Annotated in this window: 20 protein-coding genes; 1 reads left to right on the forward strand and 19 read right to left on the reverse strand. The window is 38.0% G+C overall.

The annotated features are described in order from the left end of the window. The 19 genes from JHD79_RS05800 to JHD79_RS05890 all read right to left on the reverse strand — a co-directional run bounded on the left by JHD79_RS05800 (position 1) and on the right by JHD79_RS05890 (position 23755). Positions 1-3594 carry a SusC/RagA family TonB-linked outer membrane protein gene (locus tag JHD79_RS05800; protein WP_233164586.1) on the reverse strand — a complete coding sequence of 1198 codons (3594 nt, stop codon included), beginning with the start codon at positions 3592-3594 and terminating at the stop codon, positions 1-3. Positions 3595-3931: 337 nt separating this feature from the next. Next, complete coding sequence (locus JHD79_RS05805; RefSeq protein ID WP_199118267.1) at positions 3932-5155, reverse strand: FecR family protein; 1224 nt, start codon at positions 5153-5155, stop codon at positions 3932-3934. A gap of 121 nt (positions 5156-5276) precedes the next feature. After that, on the reverse strand, positions 5277-5879 hold the full coding sequence (locus tag JHD79_RS05810) for an RNA polymerase sigma-70 factor (protein WP_199118268.1): 603 nt from the start codon (positions 5877-5879) through the stop codon (positions 5277-5279). A gap of 97 nt (positions 5880-5976) precedes the next feature. After that, positions 5977-6537, reverse strand: coding sequence for a DUF420 domain-containing protein (locus JHD79_RS05815; protein ID WP_199118269.1), 561 nt, complete (start codon positions 6535-6537; stop codon positions 5977-5979). 31 nt (positions 6538-6568) lie between these two features. Then, entirely contained in the window at positions 6569-7276 is a 708-nt protein-coding gene (locus JHD79_RS05820) for an SCO family protein (RefSeq protein WP_199118270.1), read from the reverse strand. Positions 7277-7294: 18 nt separating this feature from the next. Further along, on the reverse strand, positions 7295-7648 hold the full coding sequence (locus tag JHD79_RS05825) for a cytochrome C oxidase subunit IV family protein (protein WP_199118271.1): 354 nt from the start codon (positions 7646-7648) through the stop codon (positions 7295-7297). A 26-nt stretch (positions 7649-7674) separates the two neighbouring features. Then, a complete protein-coding gene (locus JHD79_RS05830; RefSeq protein WP_199118272.1) occupies positions 7675-8409 on the reverse strand; it encodes a cytochrome c oxidase subunit 3 in 735 nt (244 codons plus the stop codon). Positions 8410-8440: 31 nt separating this feature from the next. Continuing rightward, the gene (locus tag JHD79_RS05835) at positions 8441-9019 is read right to left on the reverse strand and encodes a cytochrome c oxidase subunit 3 (RefSeq protein ID WP_199118273.1); all 579 of its coding nucleotides are present in this window, start codon (positions 9017-9019) and stop codon (positions 8441-8443) included. Between the two features lie 2 nt (positions 9020-9021). After that, the gene (gene cyoE / locus JHD79_RS05840; RefSeq protein ID WP_199118274.1) at positions 9022-9924 is read right to left on the reverse strand and encodes a heme o synthase; all 903 of its coding nucleotides are present in this window, start codon (positions 9922-9924) and stop codon (positions 9022-9024) included. 10 nt (positions 9925-9934) lie between these two features. Continuing rightward, complete coding sequence (locus tag JHD79_RS05845; RefSeq protein ID WP_199118275.1) at positions 9935-10996, reverse strand: heme A synthase; 1062 nt, start codon at positions 10994-10996, stop codon at positions 9935-9937. Between the two features lie 105 nt (positions 10997-11101). Then, positions 11102-12970 carry a cbb3-type cytochrome c oxidase subunit I gene (locus JHD79_RS05850; RefSeq protein WP_199118276.1) on the reverse strand — a complete coding sequence of 623 codons (1869 nt, stop codon included), beginning with the start codon at positions 12968-12970 and terminating at the stop codon, positions 11102-11104. Positions 12971-12991: 21 nt separating this feature from the next. Continuing rightward, positions 12992-14221, reverse strand: a complete 1230-nt coding sequence (locus tag JHD79_RS05855; protein ID WP_199118277.1) for a cytochrome c oxidase subunit II — start codon at positions 14219-14221, stop codon at positions 12992-12994. A gap of 60 nt (positions 14222-14281) precedes the next feature. Next, positions 14282-15505, reverse strand: coding sequence for a quinol:cytochrome C oxidoreductase (locus JHD79_RS05860; protein WP_199118278.1), 1224 nt, complete (start codon positions 15503-15505; stop codon positions 14282-14284). A 14-nt stretch (positions 15506-15519) separates the two neighbouring features. Further along, the gene (locus JHD79_RS05865; RefSeq protein ID WP_233164589.1) at positions 15520-16116 is read right to left on the reverse strand and encodes a cytochrome c; all 597 of its coding nucleotides are present in this window, start codon (positions 16114-16116) and stop codon (positions 15520-15522) included. After that, a complete protein-coding gene (locus tag JHD79_RS05870) occupies positions 16100-16636 on the reverse strand; it encodes a DUF3341 domain-containing protein (protein ID WP_199118280.1) in 537 nt (178 codons plus the stop codon). Before JHD79_RS05870 ends, JHD79_RS05865 begins: the two co-directional genes overlap by 17 nt. Before the next feature lie 2 nt (positions 16637-16638). Next, positions 16639-18111, reverse strand: a complete 1473-nt coding sequence (gene nrfD, locus JHD79_RS05875) for an NrfD/PsrC family molybdoenzyme membrane anchor subunit (RefSeq protein ID WP_199118281.1) — start codon at positions 18109-18111, stop codon at positions 16639-16641. A gap of 26 nt (positions 18112-18137) precedes the next feature. Continuing rightward, positions 18138-21182 (reverse strand): TAT-variant-translocated molybdopterin oxidoreductase, encoded by a 3045-nt coding sequence (locus JHD79_RS05880; RefSeq protein ID WP_199118282.1) that lies wholly within the window; start codon positions 21180-21182, stop codon positions 18138-18140. 48 nt (positions 21183-21230) lie between these two features. Next, positions 21231-22520 carry a c-type cytochrome gene (locus JHD79_RS05885; protein WP_199118283.1) on the reverse strand — a complete coding sequence of 430 codons (1290 nt, stop codon included), beginning with the start codon at positions 22518-22520 and terminating at the stop codon, positions 21231-21233. A gap of 254 nt (positions 22521-22774) precedes the next feature. Further along, positions 22775-23755 (reverse strand): deoxyhypusine synthase family protein, encoded by a 981-nt coding sequence (locus JHD79_RS05890; RefSeq protein WP_199118284.1) that lies wholly within the window; start codon positions 23753-23755, stop codon positions 22775-22777. Between the two features lie 163 nt (positions 23756-23918). Here JHD79_RS05890 and JHD79_RS05895 point away from each other — a divergent pair, with 163 nt between their 5' ends. Next, positions 23919-25049, forward strand: a complete 1131-nt coding sequence (locus tag JHD79_RS05895) for a BamA/TamA family outer membrane protein (protein ID WP_199118285.1) — start codon at positions 23919-23921, stop codon at positions 25047-25049. Positions 25050-25183 lie beyond the last annotated feature (134 nt).

Raw genomic sequence — 25183 nt, forward strand, 5'->3', positions numbered from 1 at the left:
TTAAATTCCAACTTTTAATGATAATGTCAACTGCTGTGGTATGGGCATCGCTACACCTCCAGAGGTAAAAAACTCTGGATCTTGTCCTTTTAGCTTTTTATCTGCATAGATCAACCAGATGTTGTTTCCCTGAAGTTTAATGGAAGCATTACTTAAGCCTAACTTCTTATTTAATTTATTAGACAAATTGTACATAACAGAAACTTGCTTCAAGCGAACAAATGACCCATCTGCCACCCTTGCTGTTGAATAGTTATAAGCCGTGTAAGGATAAGTTCCGCTAAGGTCTTTTTTCAACAGGTAATCTGCTAATGAAGGAGCATTTGTATAATTCTCGTCCAAAGGCAAGGTCCAGCGGTCTAGAAACTCCCTCGGCATGGCGTCAGAATCCGAATAACTTGATGAGTATACATTGTTAAGCCTAATTTTGTTACCCGCCTGATAAGAGACAAAGAAAGTAAATTGGAAGTTTTTGTATTTAAAATTATTGGTTAAGCCCCCGGTAACGGTAGGATCAACTGGTCCTTCGTACTTGAGGTATTTTGTAACCTGACTTTGCACGTATACGTCGCTCGTAATTTCACCTTCTTCATCAATAAATGTAGGTACGCCCAGTCCATTAAGTTTCTGGAAATCGATAGAGTACAGACCTCTTACTGCTCCACCTTGCATAGCCCCACCTTCAGGTATAATTAGATCATAAATACGTGGTGTGGTCTGCAGATTGGTAATTTTGTTTTTGTTGTAACCAAAAGTAAAAGATGGCGACCAGGATAATGAATTTTGGTTACCTCCACCTATTCTACCTCCAATGGTGACCTCAAAACCGTGTGATTTCATATCGGCGTAATTGGCCTGTTTGGTATATTGGCCACCAATACCAGAGGTACGTACATTACCAATCAGGTCAAATCCTTTTCTGTTATAATAATCAAGACTAAATGTTAATCGGCTATTGAACAAGCCCGCGTCTAGACCTACATTGGCCTCATATTGTTTTTCCCAAGTGAGCTCTGAGTTTTCCAGACCACTCAATACGATACGAGGTTCTACTTCTGATAAGTTAGGACGGAGTGTTTTGTTATTGGTCAATACAATTGACGAGTTGGATGCACTACCCATACTAGCGGTTAGCCCATAACCAGCCCTTACCTTCATGTACGAAATCTTGCTAATGTTCTTTATAAAGTCTTCTTCATCTATATTCCATGCACCGCTCACGGTCCAGGTTGGCAACCAACGTGCCGTTTTGCTGGCCCCTAAACGGTTACTACCATCATATCTGAATGTTCCATTAATGATGTATTTTTGGTTATAAGCATAGCTTCCATTAAGGAAAAATGCTGCATATCTATCATAGAGCTGACTCATGCCAAAGTAATCATAGTTGTTTTGCAGAAGCATTTTTACAATCCTATAATCGGTAAATGGCACACCTCCTTTGTCATATTGATAACCATAACCATTGCTCCAACTATTCTGTCTATTAGAAAATTTTATTTCCTGACCAATAAAACCTCTTACCTGGTGTTTACCAAACGTATGATTATAGTCTACTTGGTTACGTACGTTAAAGTTCAATAGGTTATCATCACTTCTATTATAAAAACCTCCCTCTGGTAATGTAATTATTGGATCGGTAATTTCAGGAGTTTCAGGATCCTTATATAAAAACCTATTGATTTTGGCAATAGTACTATTGGGCGCATACCTGTAGGCCAAAGCCATGTTAGAAAATTCGGTAATTTTATGCTCTCTAGTGGTTTTTACATAACGAATTGCGCCTATTGACTTAAAATTAAAGTCTTTGATAAACTTATAATTTAATTCACCCTGTACCTTCAGGTCCAACATATCCAAATCGATATAATTGTTATCCAGCTCATTGATGATGCTAAAAGGCGCATAGTTTTGCTTGAAATATTCCAGATTTCCATTTTGGTCGTAAGCTGTGGTGGTACGACTGGTATTTAGGGCATAGCTAAATGGATTAATATCAAAATCACGGGAGTATTTACCTTCTACGGTATTACTTGTACGGCCAAGTGTACCTGGCGCCCTTTGCTGCCTAAAGGCACCTTGTGCCAGAATACCTGCACTTACTTTATTGGAAATATTGTAATCGCCTCTTAAGTTCATGGTGTAACGTTTAACGTTATCGCCAATTGACCATCCATTGTCATTATAATAACCCAAAGAGAAATAATGCGTTGATTTATCGGAACCAGAAGATATACTAACAGAATGTTCCTGTACAAAAGAGTTTTTAAATAGAATATCAAACCAATCGGTATTGGCCAAAGCATATCTTTTCAAGAATGCAGATTTACCTTCTGGTGTATTTTCTACGGCAAATTGTCCAGTTTCCGAATTGTAGGTATTGATCAGTTGCCACATTTTAGTGTAAACACCTCCAGATACTCCATTCACAATACTGCTTGTTAAACCGCCCTTACGAGCAACCTCAGCATATACCGACATTTGATCTGCCGAGTTCATGATATTATAATTATCATAACTGGGTTTTAAGAAACTGGAGAAATTACCACTGTAATTTACCTTTGTATTGCCTGCTCTCCCTTTCTTGGTGGTAATTACCACTACGCCATTCATAGCCCTTGCTCCATATAGTGCTGTGGCCGATGCATCTTTTAAGATGCTAAAATCTTCAATATCGTCGGCATTAAGGCCTGCCACAGAGGAACCTATCAAGGTCAATGCGTCACCGCTGGAAAGCTGATCATTAGATATATTGACAATATCTTCCAATACAATGCCATCAATTACCCATAGTGGTTTATTTTCTCCCGAAATAGAAGTAGCTCCACGTACTCTTATCTTAGGAGCTGCACCAAATGTTCCAGATACATTTTGTACCGAAACACCAGCTACTTTACCTTCCAGCATACGGCTAATATCCGTAACACCATCCTGCTTTACATCGCTACCTTTTATACTTGTTGCGGCACCAGTAAATAGTTTTTTATTGATATTTTGGAAACCTGTAGAGACAATATTTACCTCTTTTAATTCGCTGGCATCTTCTTCTAATGACACATCAATGCGAGTTCTGCCTTCTACTGGCATTTCTACCGATTTATAACCAATATAACGGTAAATTAACGTAGCACCTTCTGGTACTGAAAGCTGATATTCACCTTTATCATTGGTTACGACCACTGTTGTAGTCCCCTTAATAATTACGCTAACGCCAGGTACTGCCTGTCCTTCTTTATCCTTTACTTTTCCCGTAACCTTAATGTCAACGAAATAATCTATGATCTTATCCAGCATAGATTTTTCCTTTGGTTTGATCAGTATGGTTTTATCCTCAATGGAATAAGTTAAATTTTTACCGGCTAAGATTTTTTCCATAACTTCTGTTATGGTAGCATTATTGAAATTTGCATCAATCCTTGATGTACTCTTAATTTTATTTGTAGAGAGAAGTACATCATAGCCTGCCTGTTTTCTGATTTCCTTAACCATTTTCTCTATGGTTATGTTCTTCTCATTTAATGTAAGCCTTTGGCCAAAGGAAGCAGCACTTACCTGCAGTAGCGAGGTAAACAATATAACCGTAACTAACTTCATAATTAATAATAATTTAGGTATGTAGCCAGGTTGCGCACATAAAATTCTAGTATAATTTCTATACATTTGATAGTCTGTTTTTTTTACGCACAACACTAAATCGTTTAAGCAATGAATAGTGCTGCGCAGTTGATCCAAGAAAATAATTGATTTTTCAATTAATGACCGATTTATCGGAAGGGTTAAACAGATGTACAGAAAGGGGGCGTCGCAAGCAATCCCTTTCTATTTTTCCTACCCTTATTCATCTAAAGATTGAGTCGAAGTTTCTTCATGTCTTGTTTGTTTGGTTTAAGTTTATTGAATTTGATTTATTTATTGTCTTTCTAAAGGTTGGTTAATCCTTTTTATCTTCTTTATAAACAGTAATTTTATTGCCTTTAATTTCAAATCGTACTTCCCCTGTCTGTTCGAACTTTCTTAAGATCTGAGACACCTTTTCAAAACGGCTTATGCTTCCATAGTACATTACTTCTTTTGCTAAGGGATCTGCATATTCTACTTCTACGTTATACCATCTGGAGATTTTTCTCATGATGCTTTCCTGCTTTTCGTTATTAAACATGAAGTACCCATTTTTCCAGGCTACAGCTTCTTCTACATCAATCTCACTAATATTTATGCCATTTGCAGAAACCATGGATTGTTCTCCTGGCTTAAGTATTTTTGCATTATGGCTATCTTTCGCTGCTACACGGATACTACCTTCCAGCAAGGTTGTTTTGGTTATCGGCTCATCCAGATAACTATTGATGTTAAAATGTGTCCCCAAAACTTCCACCTCCTGTTTTGCCGTATGTACCACAAATGGGTGCTCTTTATCTTTGGCCACCTCGAAATAGGCTTCTCCAATCAATTCTACTCTGCGTTGTTTACCTACTTTAAATGTTAGGGGATACGTTAAAGATGAAGCTGCATTAAGCCAAACTATCGATCCATCTGGCAAGCGTACCTGCCATTGCCCTCCTCGGGGGGTAGAAATTGTATTGGTCATCTCTGACAGGGAATGGTCTATGTCTGCCCCCTCTATCGATTTGATTTCGTAAATAAGTTGTCCATCAGCAGTTTTTGTAACCGCTATTCCAGCTTGTTTGGCTATATCGCCATTGTCCATATCATTCAATGAAATTTTTTGACCATCAGAGAGGGTCAATATGGCCTTATTGCCACCTGGAGCAACATCAGAAGCATAGGTATGTTGTTTTTGCTTATTTTCATCAGCTAAATAGGTATACAACAAGACAGATAGCCCTAAAAAGATAACAGCAGCTGCAGCCCAGCGTACGAATGGGGTTATACTTGACCCAAACTTAGCTTTTCCACTTCTAGGAGAAAGTTGTTGCAATTGTTTTTCAAGCTTAAGCGCCAACTCTTTCTTATTCACCAAATCTAGTTGTGCGGATTTAGAGGATAGATCCCAAATGCTTTTGATTTCAACGAAATATTTTTCGTTGGCCGCAGACTCCTGCCTAAAAGAAGTGATGGCAGCATGAAGTTTTTCATCCTGTGGATTGTTTAAATATCGAACAATTACGTCTAGATATCCAGATGGGTTAAGCATTTAGTTGATTAGGTGTTTGTTGTTGGTACAGGTCTAAGACAATCGACCTTTAAAAAACCCCTAGTTGTTTTAGAAAAAAAATAAAAAAAAGTACAAATGCACTAAAAAGTACCAAAATACTTCAACCCAAGAACAAATTAAGGAGCATTAAAAAATTTTTGCCCTTCTTATTCATTGTTTCATCTACCAAAAACCGCTGTCTTAGTGTTTTAAGTGCATGACCAATATGGTTCTCAACTGTTTTTTCAGAAATATCTAATTGATTGGCTATTTCTTTGTATTTAAACCCATCAAATCTGCTCAACATAAAAACTTTTTTACACTGTGCAGGAAGTTTTTCAATCTCTTTCCTTACCAGCACAATCATTTCGTTCTCCTCGTCAAGTTCGGTCAGGTCATCGTCTGTAAATGCCGAAGCTATTTTTAGATGATGCTGCTCTATATTTTTTTGTCGGTTGATGTAGTTAATTGAGGAGTTTATCACTGTCCGATATAAATAGGATTTCACAGATTTTACCTCATAAAGGTGATCTGGCTTTTCCCAGATCTTAAGAAAAACATCCTGTACCAGCTCTTCTGAGGCTTGCGTATCTTTGATGTATTTATTACTTGCCAATAAAAGCTTCTGAAAATAAGAGGTGTAGAATTGGGTAAACGTCGAGGTATGACCTTTCTTAATTAAGGCGACCAAATCGTTCCCCGTTTCTATGTGTACAACATCCATTAAATAGAACCTCGTATTAATAAGCTAATGTCACTTCAATAATACAAAATTAATAGACAAAAGGATCTATTTTTTTATCGTATCATTAGGAATATTCCTAATGATTGTAATAGGGCGATATCATCAAATAAACAATTACCCCCGTAACTGCTACATATAACCACAATGGAAAAGTAATTTTGGCTATTTTTCTATGTTTATCAAAACGTTGGGCCAAAGCTTTAACATAGGTTACCAACACAAATGGAATAATAATCACAGACAAACAAATATGTGTAATCAGAATAAAATAATAGAGATATTTTATGGCTCCCTCTCCACCAAACTTGGTCGAATCGGAAGTCATGTGATACGCTACATACATTCCCAAAAAAAGTACAGAAAGTACAATGGCAAACTTCATTAAATTTTCGTGCAACTTCCTCTTTCCATTTTTTATGGCCCATACTGCTACCACTAAAACAACCGCAGTAATTCCATTAATGGCAGCATAAATTGGAGGAAGAAAGGATAAGGGCTGAACATCATAACCTAACTTTCTTAAATTAACTCCAAATAGCAAAGCCACTACCAATGGTATAGCCACAGAAAGGATGATTATCCATTTATTATACTTTTGCTCGATTGTATTCTCTACGTTATTGCTGATATTATCCATCTTTATTCCTTAATCTTTTCTCTTTATTCGCCTACCTGCCGTCTTTAATATTTCTTAGTTCTTCTGCAATTAACACCTTAATCTCATCATCTAATTTAGAGAGCGCTTCTTGATTGGTAGCCTCATAAAATCCCCTGATCCTATGCTTGGTGTCTAGTAGCACAATCTTATCGCTGTAGACAATTCTCCTATCATTCGCAGCATGCGATTCGCTAGCATCCAATAATAGTCCTTGTTTAACAAGTTGATTAACCTGAGTGCTATCTCCAGTTAATAAATCCCACTTATTGCTATTTGCCCCTATTGCTTTAGCATAACTTGACAATTGCTGAACTTGGTCATGTTTAACATCGACACTAAGACTAGCCAAATGGACCATTTGATTTTTCTGGTAGATGTCCTTGAAGCCCTGCATGGCTTTTAGTGCTACTTTAGCCCCATCTGATGTTACCCTGGTATAAAAAAGATTAACGATCAATATCTTACCGGACCATTTGGACAGAGACATGGTATCTGCATTTTGGTTCAGTAATTTAAAGTCTGCAACTTCATGGTAAATGGTATCTGGTATCTGTTTTCCCCTTACTGAATGAAAAGTATTGGCTACCTGTTTCTGGCCAAAAATAGGCAAAGGCCTATATCTGTTCTTTCCTTTATCCTGTAGTAAATAATACAAAAATCCTGGAACCGCTAGAATGGTTACCAGGATCAAGACCTTTTTTATAGGATTATATTTCATCCGTATATATTTATTTCATTATACTTTTGGCATATGCAAGTGAAGGTAACCGCCTTCAATAAGCATTAATACTATAAAATATATAATAAATATAAACGATACCGTTAACGACAACTGCAAGCCCAGCTTTTCATATTTTAAGTGCATGAAATATGCCACAATATAAAAGGCTTTTAACAAGGTTAAGGCAATATATACGTAATTTCCTACATGTTGTGACATGTGGTGTCCAGGAATGGCCCATAAGGCGATAATGAACTCTATTACGGTAATGAACAACAAGATGAAAAATACTTTCCAAATTTTGCTCTTTGACATTGACTCGTGCGCTTCGTGAGCGTGATCGTCTGTATGTGTTTGATGTGCTGACATAGAATATTTTTTATATAAAAGCTATATTAAACCAAGTAGAAGAATGTAAATACGAATACCCATACCAAATCTACAAAGTGCCAGTATAGACCTACTTTTTCGACCATTAAATAATGGCCACGTTTTTCGAAGGTTCCATTAATAACCATGCATAAGATGATGATATTGATGACCACGCCACTAAATACGTGGAAACCATGGAAACCGGTAATGGTAAAGAACAAATTGGCAAACTGTTGTGCCGAGACAAAAGAAATATCCCCATCAAAAAATGGTTGTAAGGCCGCTTTAATTGCACCTTCCTCTTTTAAACCTGAAGCAGGGTTAGTTCCCCACCAAAAACCTTCGTGGTGTAAGTGCGTCCATTCAATAGCCTGGCAGCCCAAGAACATCAAACCACCTATAATGGTTGCAACCATCCACCAAATTACCTCTTTTTTAGATCTTCTGTGTCCTGCTTCTACAGCTAAAACCATTGTTACAGAACTCATGATCAAGATGAAAGTCATTATACCAACAAAAACAAGTGGGTAGCCATGATCTGCAAATCCAGGTATAGATTGGAAAACCAAATCTGGATCTGGCCAAGCAAACTTGCTAAATCTTTGTGCTCCATAATAAACCAGCAATGACGAAAATGTGAAGGCATCTGACAGTAAGAAGAACCACATCATTATTTTGCCATATTCTACTGACCATGGTGAACGACCACCAGCCCATGGTGTTGTTTTAACTTGGTCTAATTTCGATAATGAATCCATTTAATATTAGTATAATAGTTTGTTAAAAAATTTAACTGTTCAAAAGTAAAAAAACATACAGATATATCCATAATATATCTATAAAATGCCAAAAAATTGAGGCAATATCCTGACGATAAGTGGCTACTTCCTGCGATACATTTCTGTAGCTGCCTATCAAACTGTTCAGAATTAAGCATAAACCTGCAACGATGTGCAACAAGTGAAAACCCGAAACCACATAAATCATAGATATGGCCGCATTATTATTCACTAATGCCGCTCCCGTATGATATAAGCCAGACCATCCCTGAAACTGTAAAAAGCCAAAAACCAACCCAAGTACAAACGTGATCCAAAGGAATACTTGTTGCTGCTTTCTATCTCCTCTTTTTAGCGACTTTGCGGCTAAAAAAAGAAATACACTGCTCAGCACCAATACGATGGTACTATAAATAAAAGCATCTGGCAAAACCAAGCCATGGCCTTTGCCCTTAGAGGCCGAAAAAACCAAGTAGTAACTGGTCCACCCTCCAAACATAATAGTAGAGGATACCACAAATAACCAAACCACAAATTTCTTGGGCTTGAAATTCATCATTATATCTCCCTGTTGTATTGTACTCACCATCTTTAAACAACTAAATCAAACAATAAAACCAACTGAACCAATGGAATGTAAAAGAAGGAACAGAACATCACTTTTCTTGCACTAGGCAAGTCCATTTTAACTACAAGCTGGTAGGCATACCAACTAAAAATCAATCCTAACAAGATAGAAACACCTGCTACATAATATCCTCCAAAGCCATAAAATGTGGGCAATAGGCTTACGGGTATTAGGACCAAAGTGCTAATAAAAGTAAAAATAGCGCTGGTCTTATCTTTTTCTCTTGTGGGCAGCAACCTAAAACCAGCTTTTTTATAATCTTCATCCAATACCCATGCTATAGACCAAAAATGTGGAAACTGCCAAACAAATTGAACCAAGAATAAAATAATCGCTATCTGATAATCTCTAGGCACATAACCTATTGGAGAATGCCCTATGGCCGCCAGGTAACCAATAAGCGGCGGCAACGCACCGGGTATAGCACCAACAAATACTGCAATTGGCGATTTCCGCTTCAATGGGGTATAAGCAAAAGCATATAATAATATTGAAAATACAGAAATCAAACCCGTTTCCAAATTGAGTTTGCCCAGTAACCATGTACCTGCAATGCCCATCACCAAACCAGAAACTAATCCTTGACCAGTTGTCATTCTGCCAGCAGGCATTGGCCTATCTTTGGTTCTGCTCATTAATTTATCCAGATCGACTTCAATAATTTCATTGAAGCAATTTGCAGCTCCAGTAACCAAGAATCCCCCTATAATTAATATCAGCCAATTGTTCCAATTGATCTCATCAATTATAGCACGATCTACCTGGATTTTAGAACCTATCAAGAATGTAACAGAAGCAGAAAAAACGACCAAAAATGTTAGTCTGAACTTAATGAGCTTGGAAAAATCTGCAAAAAACTGTTTCAATTTTTAATGATTAAGTTGTTTTATAAGTTTTTGTTCTATAGACTAATAGGTATAGATAATATTGTAAGCTAAACATAATTGTCGAAAACAAGATATGAATTGCTTGGGCATACGGAGGTAAACCTAGATAGGAAAGCAAAAATCCGGATGCAATCTGAACAATGAGCACAACCATTAGATAATTAGCCGTTATTAAAGGCCAGGCTTTACCACTAAATCTATCAATTACCATTTTATAGACGATAAAATTGCTTATCCCTACCAATATGGCCAGATCTCTATGATAAGAGAATATATTACCTACTTTATTCACCCAACTATGCCTATCATTAAACTCCAGCGACTTCGCAATGGTGTCAATACTCTCCCTCACTTCTGTACCCAATATAATTTGGACTATGGAGATGATAATAGTAAACAGCAAAAATCCCTTGAGCCACATGATACGGTACATAATCACTGTAGGCTCTTTATATAACTGTTTAGCATAGTTATAAGTATAAATGGAAATCCCCAAAATTACCAAAGCCAATAACATGTGTACGGTTACCACCCATTGTGTTAAATTGGTAGAAACCACAATAGATCCAAGCCAAGCCTGATAACCTACTACAAAAATATTCAAGCAACTGAGTATAACTATCCGCTTCGCTGTTTTACGATAGGCAAAAGCATAAATGGCAGTGAGCAAGAGAAAAATTCCCAAAATCGCTCCGGCTAGCCTATTGATGTATTCAGTCCAGGTTTTGGCAGCATTAAAGTCTTCATGTACAAGAATAGATTTGTCATTTCTTATACTATCTGCCAACTGGTGTTTACCTAAGCTTTCGAGATATTTAGCAAATTTCTCATTTTTCTTTTGTCTACCTTCGAGATATTTCTGTTGATAATCAGCTGGTAACTGCTTTACAGACGTAGGTGGAATATATTGGTCAAAGCATTTAGGCCAATCGGGACAGCCCATTCCAGAACCAGTACTTCGCACTACCCCACCAGCCAAAATCACCACTAAAGTAGCTATGATGGTAATAAAGTTTATTCTAATAAATCTATTTTCAGATTTAGAAATCATTTGTGTATGATAGATTTATAAAAATAAGGTATCTGATAAAGTTAATACACTTTGCAGATACCTTATTACATATTTTCAACAAAGTTGCTTGCTTACAGTGTAAGGTTACTGTGCAGGCTTATTGTTTGCTTCCCATTCTTTTTGTATGCGCTCTGCTTCTTCATTTCCTTCAAAATCATGAGGTAAATTTGAACTCATAGTTTGAGAGAACGGAACTGTTTGAGGAATAAAATCATGCTCAGCTCCTGGCTTGCTATAGTCATAAGGCCAACGATATACTGTTGGAATTTCACCAGGCCAGTTACCATGAAGATGTTCTACTGGGGTAGTCCATTCCAAAGTGTTCGCTTCCCATGGATTTTGAGGTGCTTTTTTACCTTTAAATATCGAATAGAAAAAGTTAAACAAAAACGCAACTTGTGCAAGTGCTGCGATAATAGCAGCCCAAGTTACAAATACGTTTACCGTTAACCATTTTTGCATGAACTCAAATTCTGTAAATGCATAATAACGACGAGGTACACCATCTAAACCTAAAAAGTGAAGTGGGAAGAATACCAAATAAGCACAGATAAACGTTATCCAAAAGTGCAAATAAGCCAATTTTGGGTTCATCATTCTTCCGAACATTTTAGGGTACCAGTGATAAACACCAGCTAACATACCAAATATTGCTGCAGATCCCATTACCAAATGGAAGTGGGCCACTACGAAATAAGTATCGTGCAAGTTAATATCTAAAGAAGCATTACCTAAGAAGATACCGGTCAAACCACCAGAGATAAAGAACGATACCAAACCAATAGCAAATAACATGGCAGGTGTAAACCTGATGTTACCTCTCCATAAAGTAGCTAAATAGTTAAAGGTCTTTACAGCCGATGGTACGGCAATGATCAAAGTAGTGATCATAAACACTCCACCCAATAACGGGTTCATACCTGTAACGAACATGTGGTGACCCCATACAATAAATGACAATACCGTAATACCGATCAAAGAATACACCATGGCATGGTAACCGAAAATTGGCTTTCTAGAATTTACAGAGATGATCTCTGATGAAATACCTAAAGCCGGCATGATTACGATATATACCTCAGGGTGACCTAAGAACCAGAACAAGTGTTGCCATAAAATTGGAGATCCACCTTCATTTGGCATAATCTGCGTTCCAAAAACCATATCTGATAAGTAGAAACTCGTACCAAAACTACGGTCAAATACCAATAGCACCACACCCGCTACCAATACTGGGAACGAAAGGATACCCAAAATAGCGGTTAAGAAGAATGCCCAAATGGTTAAAGGCATTTTCCAAAGATCCATTCCTTTGGTACGCATATTCAACACGGTACTTACATAATTGATACCGCCCATTAAAGATGAAGCGACAAACATTACCATACTAATTAACCATAAGGTCATACCGATGTTGGAACCTGGCATAGCCTTAGGGACAGCCGAAAGTGGAGGGTATACTGTCCAACCAGCACTAGCAGGGCCAGTCTGAGTAAAAAATGAACCCATCATTACTACACAGGCACCAAAGAAAAACCAGTAAGAAAGCATATTCAAGAATGGCGAAGCCATATCTCTTGCACCCAACTGCAAAGGAATTAATAAGTTACTGAAAGTACCGCTTAGTCCGGCAGTTAACACAAAGAATACCATTATGGTACCGTGTATGGTGACCAGCGCCAAGAAAAAGTCAGGTTTTATCCTTCCTCCTTCAGCCCACTTTCCTAAAAAAGTTTCTAATAAAGGAAACGTTTGATCAGGCCAAGCTAACTGAATCCTAAATAAAATAGATAGCGCCATAGCTATAACTGCCATTATGATACCAGTTATTAAAAACTGCTTGGCAATCATTTTATGATCTTGACTAAATACGTATTTAGTTAGGAACGTTTCATGGTGATGCCCATGTCCATGATCATCGTGGTGTGTATCTTGTAGTGATATTGTTGACATAATAAGGTTTTCCAGTATTATTTATTTTTTTAAAGCTAATTGATTTGTTGCGCCTACCGCTACTGTTGATGCGGTAGCAGCAGTATCCGCCGTTTTAGCTGCAGGGGGAATAGGCAAATTAAATGCCTTTCTTAAATCGTTGGTTAAATAGGTAGATTGTCCAACAAGCCATTCTTTGTATTCTTGTTCAGAAACTACCCTAACCTTCTTTTGCATATTGAAATGGTTAGCGCCACAAATTTTAGAGCATAACAGGATATAATCGAACTTAGGATCATTGGTCTTTGTCTTCATATCTGCCGTAGTAATGGTAGGTGTAAATTCAAAGTAAGAGGTCATACCCGGTACAGTGTTCAATTGTACTCTAAAATGCGGTAAATAGAAACTGTGGATTACATCTTTACTGGTTAAAGTAAAACGTACAGGTTTATTTACAGGAATTACAATCTCATCGGCCACTAAATCATCTAAACTGTTCTTATCGTTAAAATCAATACCCAAAGCATTCAATGAAGTAATTAATTTATAGTTTTTCAAGCCAATTAAGCCATCGGGACCAGGATAACGAACATCCCATTGAAACTGAGAAGAAGTAATCTCAATGCTCAAAGGTTTATTATTAGGATCTTCTACTTTATAGAATATAGATCTCCAGGTTAAGAATCCCATTAATACAAGCACAGTTAACACTAATGCAGGCACTAAAGTCCATATTTTCTCTAAAGTATTGTTATGAGGATAATAGTAGGCTTTTCTCTTACCTGAACTTTTGTAGAAATAAGCAAAGGAAAACAAAACAATGTGCGTAGCAATAAATACTATAGTGGTAATGATCAATGTCAAATTGAACATTTCGTCAATCTTCTTACCATGTTCAGAAGCCGCCTCAGGTAAGATCATGTTTCCATGAACGGTATATTCCCAATATACCCCATACAATCCTACTATCAAAAATATAGCAAATAATACGGCGTTAACTGTATTCCAATTGATTCCTTCAGATTTACCTTGAGTTTCTCTGGTAAGCTCATAAACCTTTAGTGCCTTGCCAACAATGGCTATAAATAAACACAAGAGAAGAAACATCAGGACATAAAATAATGCCGATTTATGTACTTGGCCCATATCTACAGGTTTAGCTGTAGCAGTGGCTGCTGCTTCTTGGGCAAAAGCGGTCATGCTTGAGAAAACAGTAAATAATACTGCCAAACCCGCTATTGTTTTATTAACTATAAATTTTCTTAAACTCATCTTCTTAAAAGTAGTACGATGTACTTAACTATATTAATCTATTCTTGTAAATCGTAATTATTATAAATGGTGATTTAAACTTTCTTGTAAAAACGGATGATTTTTAGCAAGCAAAGGTTTTTTGCTCAACGCACTTAATACGGTAAAGGTAAATAATCCCACAAAACCTAAGGCAATTCCTATTTCCAAAATTCCAAAACCGCTACCGCTTTTTGGTCCAAATTCGAAAATACCCGGCATAATCATTTGATAGTAATCTACCCAATGGCCACATAGTACAATAATCGACACCGCAAGCAAGATATTTTCACTTCTCTTGTTATCACGATCCATCAGTAATAATAAGGGCGACAGGAAGTTCATTACCAGATTAAGGTAGAACCAAAATTCGTAATTATTAAAACGCTTATAGAAATAAACTGTTTCTTCAGACATGTTGGCATAGTAGATTAATAAGAACTGGGCAAACCATACATAGGTCCAAAAGATAGAGAAACCGAATATAAACTGTCCTAAGTTATGTAGATGGCTGTTGTTTATCCAACTCATATAACCTGCTTTTCTTAATAAGATAAGAATTACGGCAATGGTAGCCAAACTACTTACCCACATGGCGGCAAAGTTATACCAGCCAAACATGGTAGAGAACCAGTGTGCCTCTAATGACATGATGGTATCAAAAGCAAATACTGGTGTAGTAAAGCCATATACCACAAGGAATATACAAGAGTATTTAAAACTCTTACGATATGATTCTAAACCACCTGTTAAATCTTCATTGTAAGACCATTTGGTTACAAAGTAGGCAAAGATCGAATACGAGCCTAAAAATATAAACTGTCTAGCCAGAAAGAAAGGCACATTTAAAAACACTGACTTACCCGCTATGAGTTGATCATAATTTGGAGAGTTAGGGTCTGTTAATCCATCGGCGTGCCAGTGGTGGTATAGGTTATGTGTGTAAAGTCCTAACCCAATTACAGCTATTAGTATAACAACTGCAATAGGCAAGGTTTTAGCCATAGCCTGAGGTATACGCAATATTGATGCTGACCAACCTGCTTGTGCCACAAATTGTACAGCCAAGAAGAAAGCGCCAGACATACATACACAGGCAAAATAATAGGCCATTAGCAACAGGTTGGCAAAAGTACGCTCATGAGCGCCACTTAAAAAACCAAAGGCAATAGCTGCAGCACCAACAAAGATACCGACTATGCTCAGGATTTTAACTTTTCCTGTAAACTCAAATTGTTCACTTAAATTATAATGATGAGTTCCCATTTATATCTGTTTTCTTATTGTATTTTTTGTAATTGTTGAACATACATCACCACTTTCCATCTTTCTTCAGGACTAAGTTGTGAAGCATGAGATCCCATTGCATTCAAACCATACATAATGGTATGATAGATTTTTCCGGCAGGCATATCCTTCATTAAGCCGCCACGAGATGACATGGCATCTGCACCATGATAGGCCGGAACACCAGAAATACCTTTGTCCAGCTTTACGATATGTCCTTGGCCATCTCCCTTTTCACCATGACAAGGTGAGCAGAATACCGTGTAAAAGTGTTTACCTTCTACTAAATTCTTCTCGGTCAATTGCAAAGGATTAACCAATGCCACTGAAGCTTCATAACCTTCCTTGGTATTTGGATACTCATATCGGATAAAATTTACCGGATTAGTATGCGCCGGAGGGGTTTGAGCAGTTGCTCCATTGGCAAAATTCTTATTAGGCTGATCCTGGTTATAAGCGATAGGATCGTACATATTCCTTGCATACTCCAAACCTGTACTTTTTTTATCTCTACAGGCCGAAAGCATAGCTACAGCAGCAAGTATGCCAAATGCACCTAAAACAATTCTATTCTTATTCATAGCTAACATACTTCCTTTCATTATGCTTTACTTCTAAGGCACCTGCACCTTTCAAAAGTTCATCTATTTTTTCGTGTTCTGTGTTAGTTTTTGCATCTATAGCAATAATAAAACGATCATCTGTTGCCCGTAAATCCATTACTCTTGGTGCCCTACCTGGAAACAGGTGCGTTGAGGCATAGTAAGATCCTACTAAACCAAATGCACAAAATAGGATGGTTAGCTCAAACGTAATTGGAATAAAGTCTGGCAACGCAAAATGCGTTTTACCTCCAATATTTAGCGGCCAATCAACTACTGTGGCCAAATAAACTCCCGTAAGCATGGTAATAGTACCTGTGATGCCGAAAAAGAAAGCTGCTATGTCCAACCTAGATCTTTTAACACCCAATTTAGCTTCGATACCGTGTATAGGCATTGGGGTATATACATCATAAATAGAGATGTTGTTTTCCTTTAACTTTTCGATGCCATGTAGCATCTCGTCAGGATCGCCAAAACTGCCTAAAATATATTTGATATTACTCATTGTTATATTTTTGCGTATTCTTCTTGTTTAACACTATCAAATTTCTCTAAAGACTCAATGTACTCTGCTACATGTTCTTTATCTAAATGACCTTCTTTGATCAATTTCATTTTCGATTGCTCACTTGCACTCTTCAATATCATTTTCACCTCTGCAATAGCAATAGATGGCAATACTCTTAAGAATAATAGGAATAAGGTAAAGAACACACCAATTGATCCTACAAATACGCCTACATCTACCCAAGTAGGATAAAACATGGTCCAGCTTGATGGCAAGTAATCACGATGTAACGAAGTTACGATGATTACAAAACGCTCAAACCACATCCCAATGTTTACCACAATAGATAAGATCCATGTTGCCGCAATACTGGTACGTACTTTCTTGAACCATAACAACTGCGGTGAAATCACGTTACAGGTCATCATCATCCAATAAGCCCACCAATAAGGTCCAGTAGCACGATTGATAAATGCGTATTGTTCATATTGTGAACCTGAGTACCAAGCAATAAAGAACTCTGTTAAATAGGCCACACCTACTATAGATCCTGTTAAGATGATAATCTTGTTCATCGATTCGATGTGGAACATCGTGATGTAGTTCTCTAAGCCTAATACCTTACGTACCACCAATAATAAGGTGAGTACCATGGCAAAGCCCGAGAAGATCGCTCCAGCAACGAAGTATGGAGGGAAAATGGTGGTATGCCATCCGGGAATTACCGAGGTTGCAAAGTCCATAGATACAATCGTGTGTACCGAAAGTACCAAAGGTGTAGAAATACCAGCCAAAATCAATGACACGGCTTCGAAACGTTGCCAAGTCTTAACACTACCTGTCCAACCAAATGAGAAGATGGTATATATTTTTTTACGTACACCCGTTGCTCTGTCTCTGATGGTAGCAATATCCGGTAATAAACCTGTGTACCAAAATAATAATGATACAGAGAAATAAGTAGAGATCGCAAACATATCCCAAACTAGCGGTGAGTTAAAGTTTACCCAAAGTGAACCAAATTGGTTTGGCAATGGTAATACCCAATAAGCTAACCATGGACGGCCCATGTGCGATACTACATAGGTAGCCGCACAGATAACGGCGAAAATGGTCATCGCCTCTGCCGAACGGTTGATAGAGTTACGCCAGTTCTGACGGAATAGTAATAATACTGCAGAGATCAGTGTTCCTGCGTGACCAATACCTACCCACCACACGAAACCGGTGATATCCCAAGCCCAACCTACTGTTTTATTTAAACCCCATGAGCCTATACCAAACCAAAACGTATAGCCTACAGAAACTACCCATAAGGTAGCTCCGCAAAGTGCAAGGATAAATCCGATCCACCAAGCCTTGTTAGGTTTATTCTCTACCGGCGATAAGATCTCTTCCGTAATCTGTGCATACGTAATGTCTTTACCGGTAATTAATGGTTCTCTTAAAATTGATTCGTTATGTCCTGACATAATTTATATTGCTGTAAGTACCTTAATTAAGCGTGTACTTCTTTTGTTTCTGAATCTATATTTCTAATTTTTGTCATGTAACCAATACCTGGCTCAACATTAATCTCTTCTAAAACGTAGTAGGTGCGCTCGCTACGTAATGCTTTGGAAACTTCCGAATTAGGATCGTTCTTATCACCGAAGATAATGGCGTTAGCAGAACATGCTTCTTGACAAGCCATTTTGATATCTCCATCCTTTAGAGCACGTTTCTCCAGTTTCGCACTTAACTTACCTGCCTGGATACGTTGGATACACATAGAGCATTTCTCCATTACCCCTCTTGAACGGGTAGTTACATCTGGATTTAATACCAGTTGCGTAAACTCATTATTCAGATAGTTATCGAAACGCGAATCATTCCAGTAATTGAACCAGTTGAAACGACGAACTTTATATGGACAGTTATTTGCACAGTAACGTGTACCCACGCAACGGTTATAAGCCATGTGGTTTAAACCATCAGACGAGTGTACCGTTGCCAATACCGGACATACCGTTTCACAAGGTGCATGATCGCAATGTTGACAAAGCATTGGCTGGTGTACCACAGAAACATTATCCAAATTGTCCATGTGGGCAATTTCTTTTTCTTCGGTTACATTATGGCCAGTCTTCTCATCGTTGAAGCTATAGTAACGATCGATACGTAACCAGTGCATTTCTCTGCGTCTACGTACTTCATCTTTACCTACTACCGGGATGTTGTTCTCCACATTACAAGCTACAATACAAGATCCACAACCTGTACAGGCGTTCAAATCGATTGCCATTACCCAATTGTTACCTAGCATTTCATGCTTATCGGTGGTCCACAGGTCATATACTTTATGCTTGTGATGGTTACCAGAACCAGCCGCAGGGTCTTTTAAGAAATCTTTGAAAGTGGCTTCGCGTACAATATTTCTACCTTCGAAAGAGTAGTGAGTTTGTGTTTGGGCCAATTCTTCCCAAGCTCCCGTAGCACTTAATGTAGCGGTAGTCGCATACTTTAATGTACCATTAGTATAAGTTACAAAAGGGAAGGCATTTTTACCTACATTATTACCCGCTTTACCAGCTTTTGTACGTCCGTAACCCAAGGCTACAGAAGCAGTACCCATTGCTTGCCCTGGTTGGAATAAAACTGGCAAATCAACCGAGTACCCATTTTCAGCTTTGATGCTTACCACATCAAATTCTTTGTAACCCAGTTTCTCAGCTTGCCTAGGATTTAAAGCTACGTAGTTATCCCAAGTTACTTTAGATACCGGATCAGGCAATTCTTGCAAGAATGCATTGTTGGCTTGTTTACCATCACGCATTGGAATGCTTTCGTAAACTTGAAGCTCAATATCTTTTTTCAATGTTTTGCTGCTCGCTACAATAGCTGCGGCAACTGCATCTAATGATAAAGTAAAACCATAACTACCAGCGGCCCTAGCTGAAGTCGTAATTACACCAGTTTGTAAAACATCTTTCCAAGTTTTACCTGCTGAAGGCAATATATTTTTCTCCCAGTAGTTACGTACATATTCGTAGTAATCCTGAACAGGTGCATCAGACCAAATCAATAAACTTTGTTCTGCCTGACGAGAGTTGAATACCGGATTGATAGTAGGCTGAACAATGCTATAATAACCTTCGTAGGTATTGGCATCGCCCCATGCTTCTAAATAGTTAGGCGTAATGGCCACTACATCAGAAAGGTCAGCTGTTTCATCTTCCCTATCAGCGAAAGAAACTTTTAACGCTACTTTTGCCAATCCTTCGGTGAAGGCCTTATTATTAATTGCATCGTAAGCCGGATTTGAGTTCAAGAAGAACACCGCCCCTACTTCGCCTCTATTCATTTCATCAACTAATAATGCAAATTCAGCATCATTACCTTCGTAACGTTTGCAAGCATTATCTAAATCGATTGTAGTACCGTAGCTACCGATAGCCACATTAATGGCATTTACCAAAGTTTGGACAGAAACATCATTAGAACCAGCTACGACAAGGGCTTTACCTTTGTTCTGCAACAATTCCTTAGCTACCAACTTAATTGCTTTATCAGCATTGGTATTGTCTGGCAAACCTGCTCCAGATAAACTAGCACCAGTAATTGCATTATACAAAGCAATTAAGGCTGGCCCTTCTTCCGATAGCTTAAGTGCTATACGAGTATCTGCATTGGTACCGGTTAAGCTCATACCTGCCTCAAACTGGAAGTGACGAGACATTTTCTTTTTCTCCAAAGATTTGTAATCTCTGTTAGAAGTATATTGAGCGGTAAACTCTTCACCGCTAATCCAAGTTCCCAAGAAATCGGCAGCAAAACTTACAATAAGATCTGCTTTTTCGAAATTGTATTTTGGCAGTACCGCTTTACCAAAACTGTTCTCGTTCGCTTTGATGATACCTGTATAAGAAATCGAATCGTACTGAACCAATTTAGCTGTAGGATATTTAGCCGTAAAATCAGCGATCACTGCTTTAGCAGATGGGCTGTTCAAGCTACTTGCCACTACGCGGATTTTCTTACCCGATGCTTGTACCTTGTTCAATTCTGCTTTTACAAATTTGTCCAAGTCTGCCCAAGTGGTTTCGTCTTTCTTTAACAAAGGCGATTTTAACTTAGAAACATCGTAAAGATCAAGAACAGAGGCCTGTGCTTGCGCATCTGTACCACGGTTAAAAGTGCCCGAATTTTGGTTCGCCTCTATCTTAATAGGGCGACCTACTACCGTTTTCACTTTTACACTGTTTCCTTTGTAGGTAGAAACATAATAGTTCGGTATACCCGGCACCACCTCTTCTGGCCTAACCAAATAAGGAATTGACTTGTGAACTGGTGCTTTCTGACATGCAGCCAAAGTAACGGCACCTAAACCAAAACCTAATGCCTTTAAAAAGTCACGGCGTGGGGTAACTGTACTTAATCCTGCTTCACTTAAAACATCTTCTATTGGAAGCGGCTCGGCAAATTCGTTTTTGTTGTTTTCAACAAAATCGGGAGTTTTATTCAGCTCCTCCAAACCTTTCCAGTATTTTTTGTTGCTTTCCATTTAAGCTATATTACTGTTTATCGAACGTTCTTAACTAAACTCTATTTATTAATAATGGCACTTACCACATTCTAAACCACCCAATAATGCCGGGGTAATTTTCTCTCCCTTTTTGATCTTTTCATGCGCAGCAATTACATTGGCATAGAAAGCATCGTTTTTCTTATTGGAGATATCCGCATCTTTGTGACAGTTGATACACCATTTCATGGTCAACGGAGAATATTGGTAAACCTCTTCCATGGTATTTACTGGACCATGGCAGGCAAAACATACCGGATCTGTTGGTTTTAAACCTGCTTCTTTACGAATTGCCTCTTCTCCTACTACAACGTGTTGCGAGTGATTGAAGTAAGCAAAATCTGGCAAGTTGTGCACACGAACCCACTCAATTGGTTTCTCTTTGGTTTTATCGTAAGTCTGCTTATCAGGATCGTATCCCAAAGCATTATAAATTTTTTGGATCTCTGGAGAAATCAGACCATCATCAGTTCTAGCCTGTACGTTCTTATGACAGTTCATACAAACGTTTAATGAAGGTATAGTCGAGTTTTTAGACTTGAATGCACCACTATGGCAATATTGACAATCAATTTGATTGATACCTGCGTGTAATTCATGCGAAAATTTAATAGGCTGTGTTGGCTGATATCCAGTATGGACACCTGTTTCCCACATGCCCATCCAACCGAATGAACCTAATACCATAACTAAACAAAGCACGGTAAAGAAAACAAACTTCTTGTTCTTGAACAAGCCTTTTACACCTGTTACCAACGATACATTATCTTCTTCAACTACCTCAATACCTTGTTTTTCAAGGATAAGGCGTTCCAACATTTTAACCGCTCTACCCAAAACCACCAAAACAATGATAGAAAGGATAATGATGGCCAATACACCAGCAATAGAAAGGCTAGAAACGCCTTCGTCTTTAACTGCCGCACCTGCTTCTGCAACTTTTTTAGGCTCTCCCGCTTTTGCATAGGCAATAATGTTCTTAATTTGATCATCGGTCAAAGTAGGAAACGCGGTCATTTCAGACGGAGAAAACTTAGCCGCCTCAATTGCCTGCTTATTACCTGAAGCCCTTAACTCAACGTTATTTCTAATCCATGGAATTAAAAAAGACTCCTCAAGCTCATTAACTTTTGGTGTTAATGCCGGACCAGTAGCATCATGATCTAGAGCGTGACACGAAGCACACTTCGACTTAAATAAAGTTCTTCCCTCTACAACATCTTGTGCTTTCGATACAGTTACAATTAAAAAAGATAGAGCCACAAATGCGAATGCTGCTTTTCTAAATTTCTTAAATCCTAATGAGATATTCCTCATAATGAGTATTTTATGCTTTATTTTGAAATAAAATTTTTAACCTAAGTGATAAATGATGATTTATCGCTCAGAAATATTTGGACAAAAGTAATCTTTATTAGGATACCAATGACATATTAATGACAGTGAAATACAATTTATAATCATTCTAAATTATTGCCATTTTACTAGCTAGAACTAAATAAATCAGCGATTTTTTTGAAATCGCTGATCCTGTTTGGGTTAAATTTTACCCTTTATATTTTGTTTTTTAATTATTGTTTTAGTATCCATGCAAAGATAAGTGGTGCTACTATCGTTGCGTCAGATTCCACTATAAATTTGGGTGTATTGATATCTAGTTTACCCCAGGTAATCTTCTCATTTGGAACGGCTCCCGAGTAAGAACCATAAGAAGTAGTAGAATCGGAAATTTGACAGAAATAGCTCCAAAATGGGATATTTTCCATCTCCATATCTTGATAGAGCATGGGGACCACGCAAATAGGAAAATCACCAGCAATTCCTCCACCTATTTGGAAGAAACCTACCCCCTTGCCATCTGAATTCTTCACATACCAATCGGCCAACCAAGCCATATATTCTATACCGCTTTTCATGGTTGTTGCTTTAAATTGGTTTTTAATCACGTAAGAGGCAAAAATGTTCCCCATGGTGCTATCTTCCCATCCCGGCACCACAATAGGCAAATTCTTTTCTGCCGCGGCCAGCATCCAAGAATTTTTAGGATCAATTTCATAATATTGTTCCAAAACACCGCTCAATAACATTTTGTACATGTATTCATGCGGAAAATAACGTTCACCGTTGTCATCCGCATCTTTCCAAATGGCATGGATATGTTTTTGCAAACGACGGAAAGCCTCTTCTTCCGGAATACAAGTATCTGTAACACGGTTATAGTGATTTTCTAATAAGTCCCATTCATCCTGTGGGCTTAAATCGCGGTAGTTGGGTACTCTTTTATAATGGGAATGAGCAACCAGGTTCATAATATCTTCTTCCAAATTGGCACCCGTACATGAAATGATAGAAACCTTATCTTGTCTGATCATCTCTGCTAAAGAGATTCCCAATTCGGCGGTACTCATTGCCCCAGCAAGGGTTATCATCATTTTTCCGCCCTCATCTAAATGGGTCTCATAACCTTTGGCAGCATCCATCATTGCGGCCGCATTAAAATGGAGGTAGTTAGTCTCCATAAATTTCGATATTGGTCCTCTGTTAGTACTCATTTTTATAATTTATTTTATTTTGGCGCAAAAATAGGGTTTATTGTTTTATAATTTCAAAGTTCAAATCCAAAATTCAAAAGATGTCTCTTATAATAGGGCATATGATGCATGGGAAGCAAGAATCAATAGACTGTTAAAATAAATTTACTTTACTTTGCATGAAATGAAGCAATTTTTATCTTTTTTACTGATCTGCGGTATTGTCAACAACACTTTTGGGCAGAAAAAATTCATTGAAAGGCTATTATCAAACGAGAAAGATACTACACGCAAGGCCAGTTTTATGCCTATTCCTGTTTTAGGTTATGCCCAAGAAACAGGTTTCGAATTTGGGCTGGGTACGATCTATTCTTTCTATATCGATAAAAAAGATAGTACCAACAGGAGTTCTAACTTTTTTGGTGCAGCCTCTTACTCTACCAAGAAAACCTATAACCTTACCCTAAAAGGCGATGCCTGGACCAAGGGCAATAAGCTGCATTTTATTGGAGAAATGCGGTTCAAGAAAATGCCTTTTAATTTCTATGGCATTGGCAACAATACCAACCATATTGACGAAGATAAATTGGTGCAAAGTCAGGTGAAATTTTTGTTCGATACAGAAAAAAAAATTACCAAGTATGCTTATACGGGTGCTTCCATAGGATTTGAAAACTATTCATTTCACGACCAAGAGATTGGAGGCATTTTTAGTCACTCCAACAACCTATTCGACAAAAATGGCGGATCAGTAATTTTCATTGGCCTTTCGCAAAGTTATGATACCAGAAACTCGAACAACTACCCTACTAGAGGTTTTTTCGGACGATTTACCTACCAATATGCACCCAATCTATTTGGTGGTGAAAATTTTACAGGGAGCCAGTTCAAATTGAACCTCCGTAATTTCTGGCCTTTATCGCCCAAAATTGTAGTAGGCGTACAAGGGCTCTATTATAGCATACAAAGCAAACACACCTCTTTTTATCTACTACCCCAATTGGGCAATGACGAAGTTATGCGCGGTTATTATACAGGCCGCTACCGTGACGAGAACCTCTTTGCTGCACAAATGGAAATCAGGTACCGTTTTATGGAAAGGCTTGGCTTAGCTGTATTTGGTGGAACAGGGAAAGTTTTCCCGAATGGACATGCCAACCTAAAGGACCTCAAGCCTAATTATGGTATTGGTGGCCGCTATTTCTTTGATCCCGCCAAGGGCTTAAGCGTTCGTTTAGATTATGGTATAGGGGAGAAAAAACCAAACGAGCAACGTCAAAGTGGTTTTTATGTAAGTTTGGCAGAAGCTTTTTAATTAAGGCAAGGTAAAAGCTATGCGCACCTTTTTATTTGGGCCCTGTAGCCTAGGCGATATCTTTCAATGATGGGTTTACAGTGTGCTTTAGTCTATTTCATATTTTTTTTGGAACTTAGTCCATTAGCTTAGCC

This window comes from Pedobacter sp. ASV28, assembly GCF_016428855.1.
Classification (GTDB): Bacteria; Bacteroidota; Bacteroidia; order Sphingobacteriales; family Sphingobacteriaceae; genus Pedobacter.

Bases quoted from the DNA above. Each gene is read 5' to 3' on its own strand.
- JHD79_RS05800 (WP_233164586.1), bottom strand. From the start codon at position 3,594: ATGAAGTTAGTTACGGTTATATTGTTTACCTCGCTACTGCAGGTAAGT.
- JHD79_RS05805 (WP_199118267.1), bottom strand. From the start codon at position 5,155: ATGCTTAACCCATCTGGATATCTAGACGTAATTGTTCGATATTTAAAC.
- JHD79_RS05810 (WP_199118268.1), bottom strand. From the start codon at position 5,879: ATGGATGTTGTACACATAGAAACGGGGAACGATTTGGTCGCCTTAATT.
- JHD79_RS05815 (WP_199118269.1), bottom strand. From the start codon at position 6,537: ATGGATAATATCAGCAATAACGTAGAGAATACAATCGAGCAAAAGTAT.
- JHD79_RS05820 (WP_199118270.1), bottom strand. From the start codon at position 7,276: ATGAAATATAATCCTATAAAAAAGGTCTTGATCCTGGTAACCATTCTA.
- JHD79_RS05825 (WP_199118271.1), bottom strand. From the start codon at position 7,648: ATGTCAGCACATCAAACACATACAGACGATCACGCTCACGAAGCGCAC.
- JHD79_RS05830 (WP_199118272.1), bottom strand. From the start codon at position 8,409: ATGGATTCATTATCGAAATTAGACCAAGTTAAAACAACACCATGGGCT.
- JHD79_RS05835 (WP_199118273.1), bottom strand. From the start codon at position 9,019: ATGGTGAGTACAATACAACAGGGAGATATAATGATGAATTTCAAGCCC.
- JHD79_RS05845 (WP_199118275.1), bottom strand. From the start codon at position 10,996: ATGATTTCTAAATCTGAAAATAGATTTATTAGAATAAACTTTATTACC.
- JHD79_RS05850 (WP_199118276.1), bottom strand. From the start codon at position 12,970: ATGTCAACAATATCACTACAAGATACACACCACGATGATCATGGACAT.
- JHD79_RS05855 (WP_199118277.1), bottom strand. From the start codon at position 14,221: ATGAGTTTAAGAAAATTTATAGTTAATAAAACAATAGCGGGTTTGGCA.
- JHD79_RS05860 (WP_199118278.1), bottom strand. From the start codon at position 15,505: ATGGGAACTCATCATTATAATTTAAGTGAACAATTTGAGTTTACAGGA.
- JHD79_RS05865 (WP_233164589.1), bottom strand. From the start codon at position 16,116: ATGTTAGCTATGAATAAGAATAGAATTGTTTTAGGTGCATTTGGCATA.
- JHD79_RS05870 (WP_199118280.1), bottom strand. From the start codon at position 16,636: ATGAGTAATATCAAATATATTTTAGGCAGTTTTGGCGATCCTGACGAG.
- nrfD (WP_199118281.1), bottom strand. From the start codon at position 18,111: ATGTCAGGACATAACGAATCAATTTTAAGAGAACCATTAATTACCGGT.
- JHD79_RS05880 (WP_199118282.1), bottom strand. From the start codon at position 21,182: ATGGAAAGCAACAAAAAATACTGGAAAGGTTTGGAGGAGCTGAATAAA.
- JHD79_RS05885 (WP_199118283.1), bottom strand. From the start codon at position 22,520: ATGAGGAATATCTCATTAGGATTTAAGAAATTTAGAAAAGCAGCATTC.
- JHD79_RS05890 (WP_199118284.1), bottom strand. From the start codon at position 23,755: ATGAGTACTAACAGAGGACCAATATCGAAATTTATGGAGACTAACTAC.
- JHD79_RS05895 (WP_199118285.1), top strand. From the start codon at position 23,919: ATGAAGCAATTTTTATCTTTTTTACTGATCTGCGGTATTGTCAACAAC.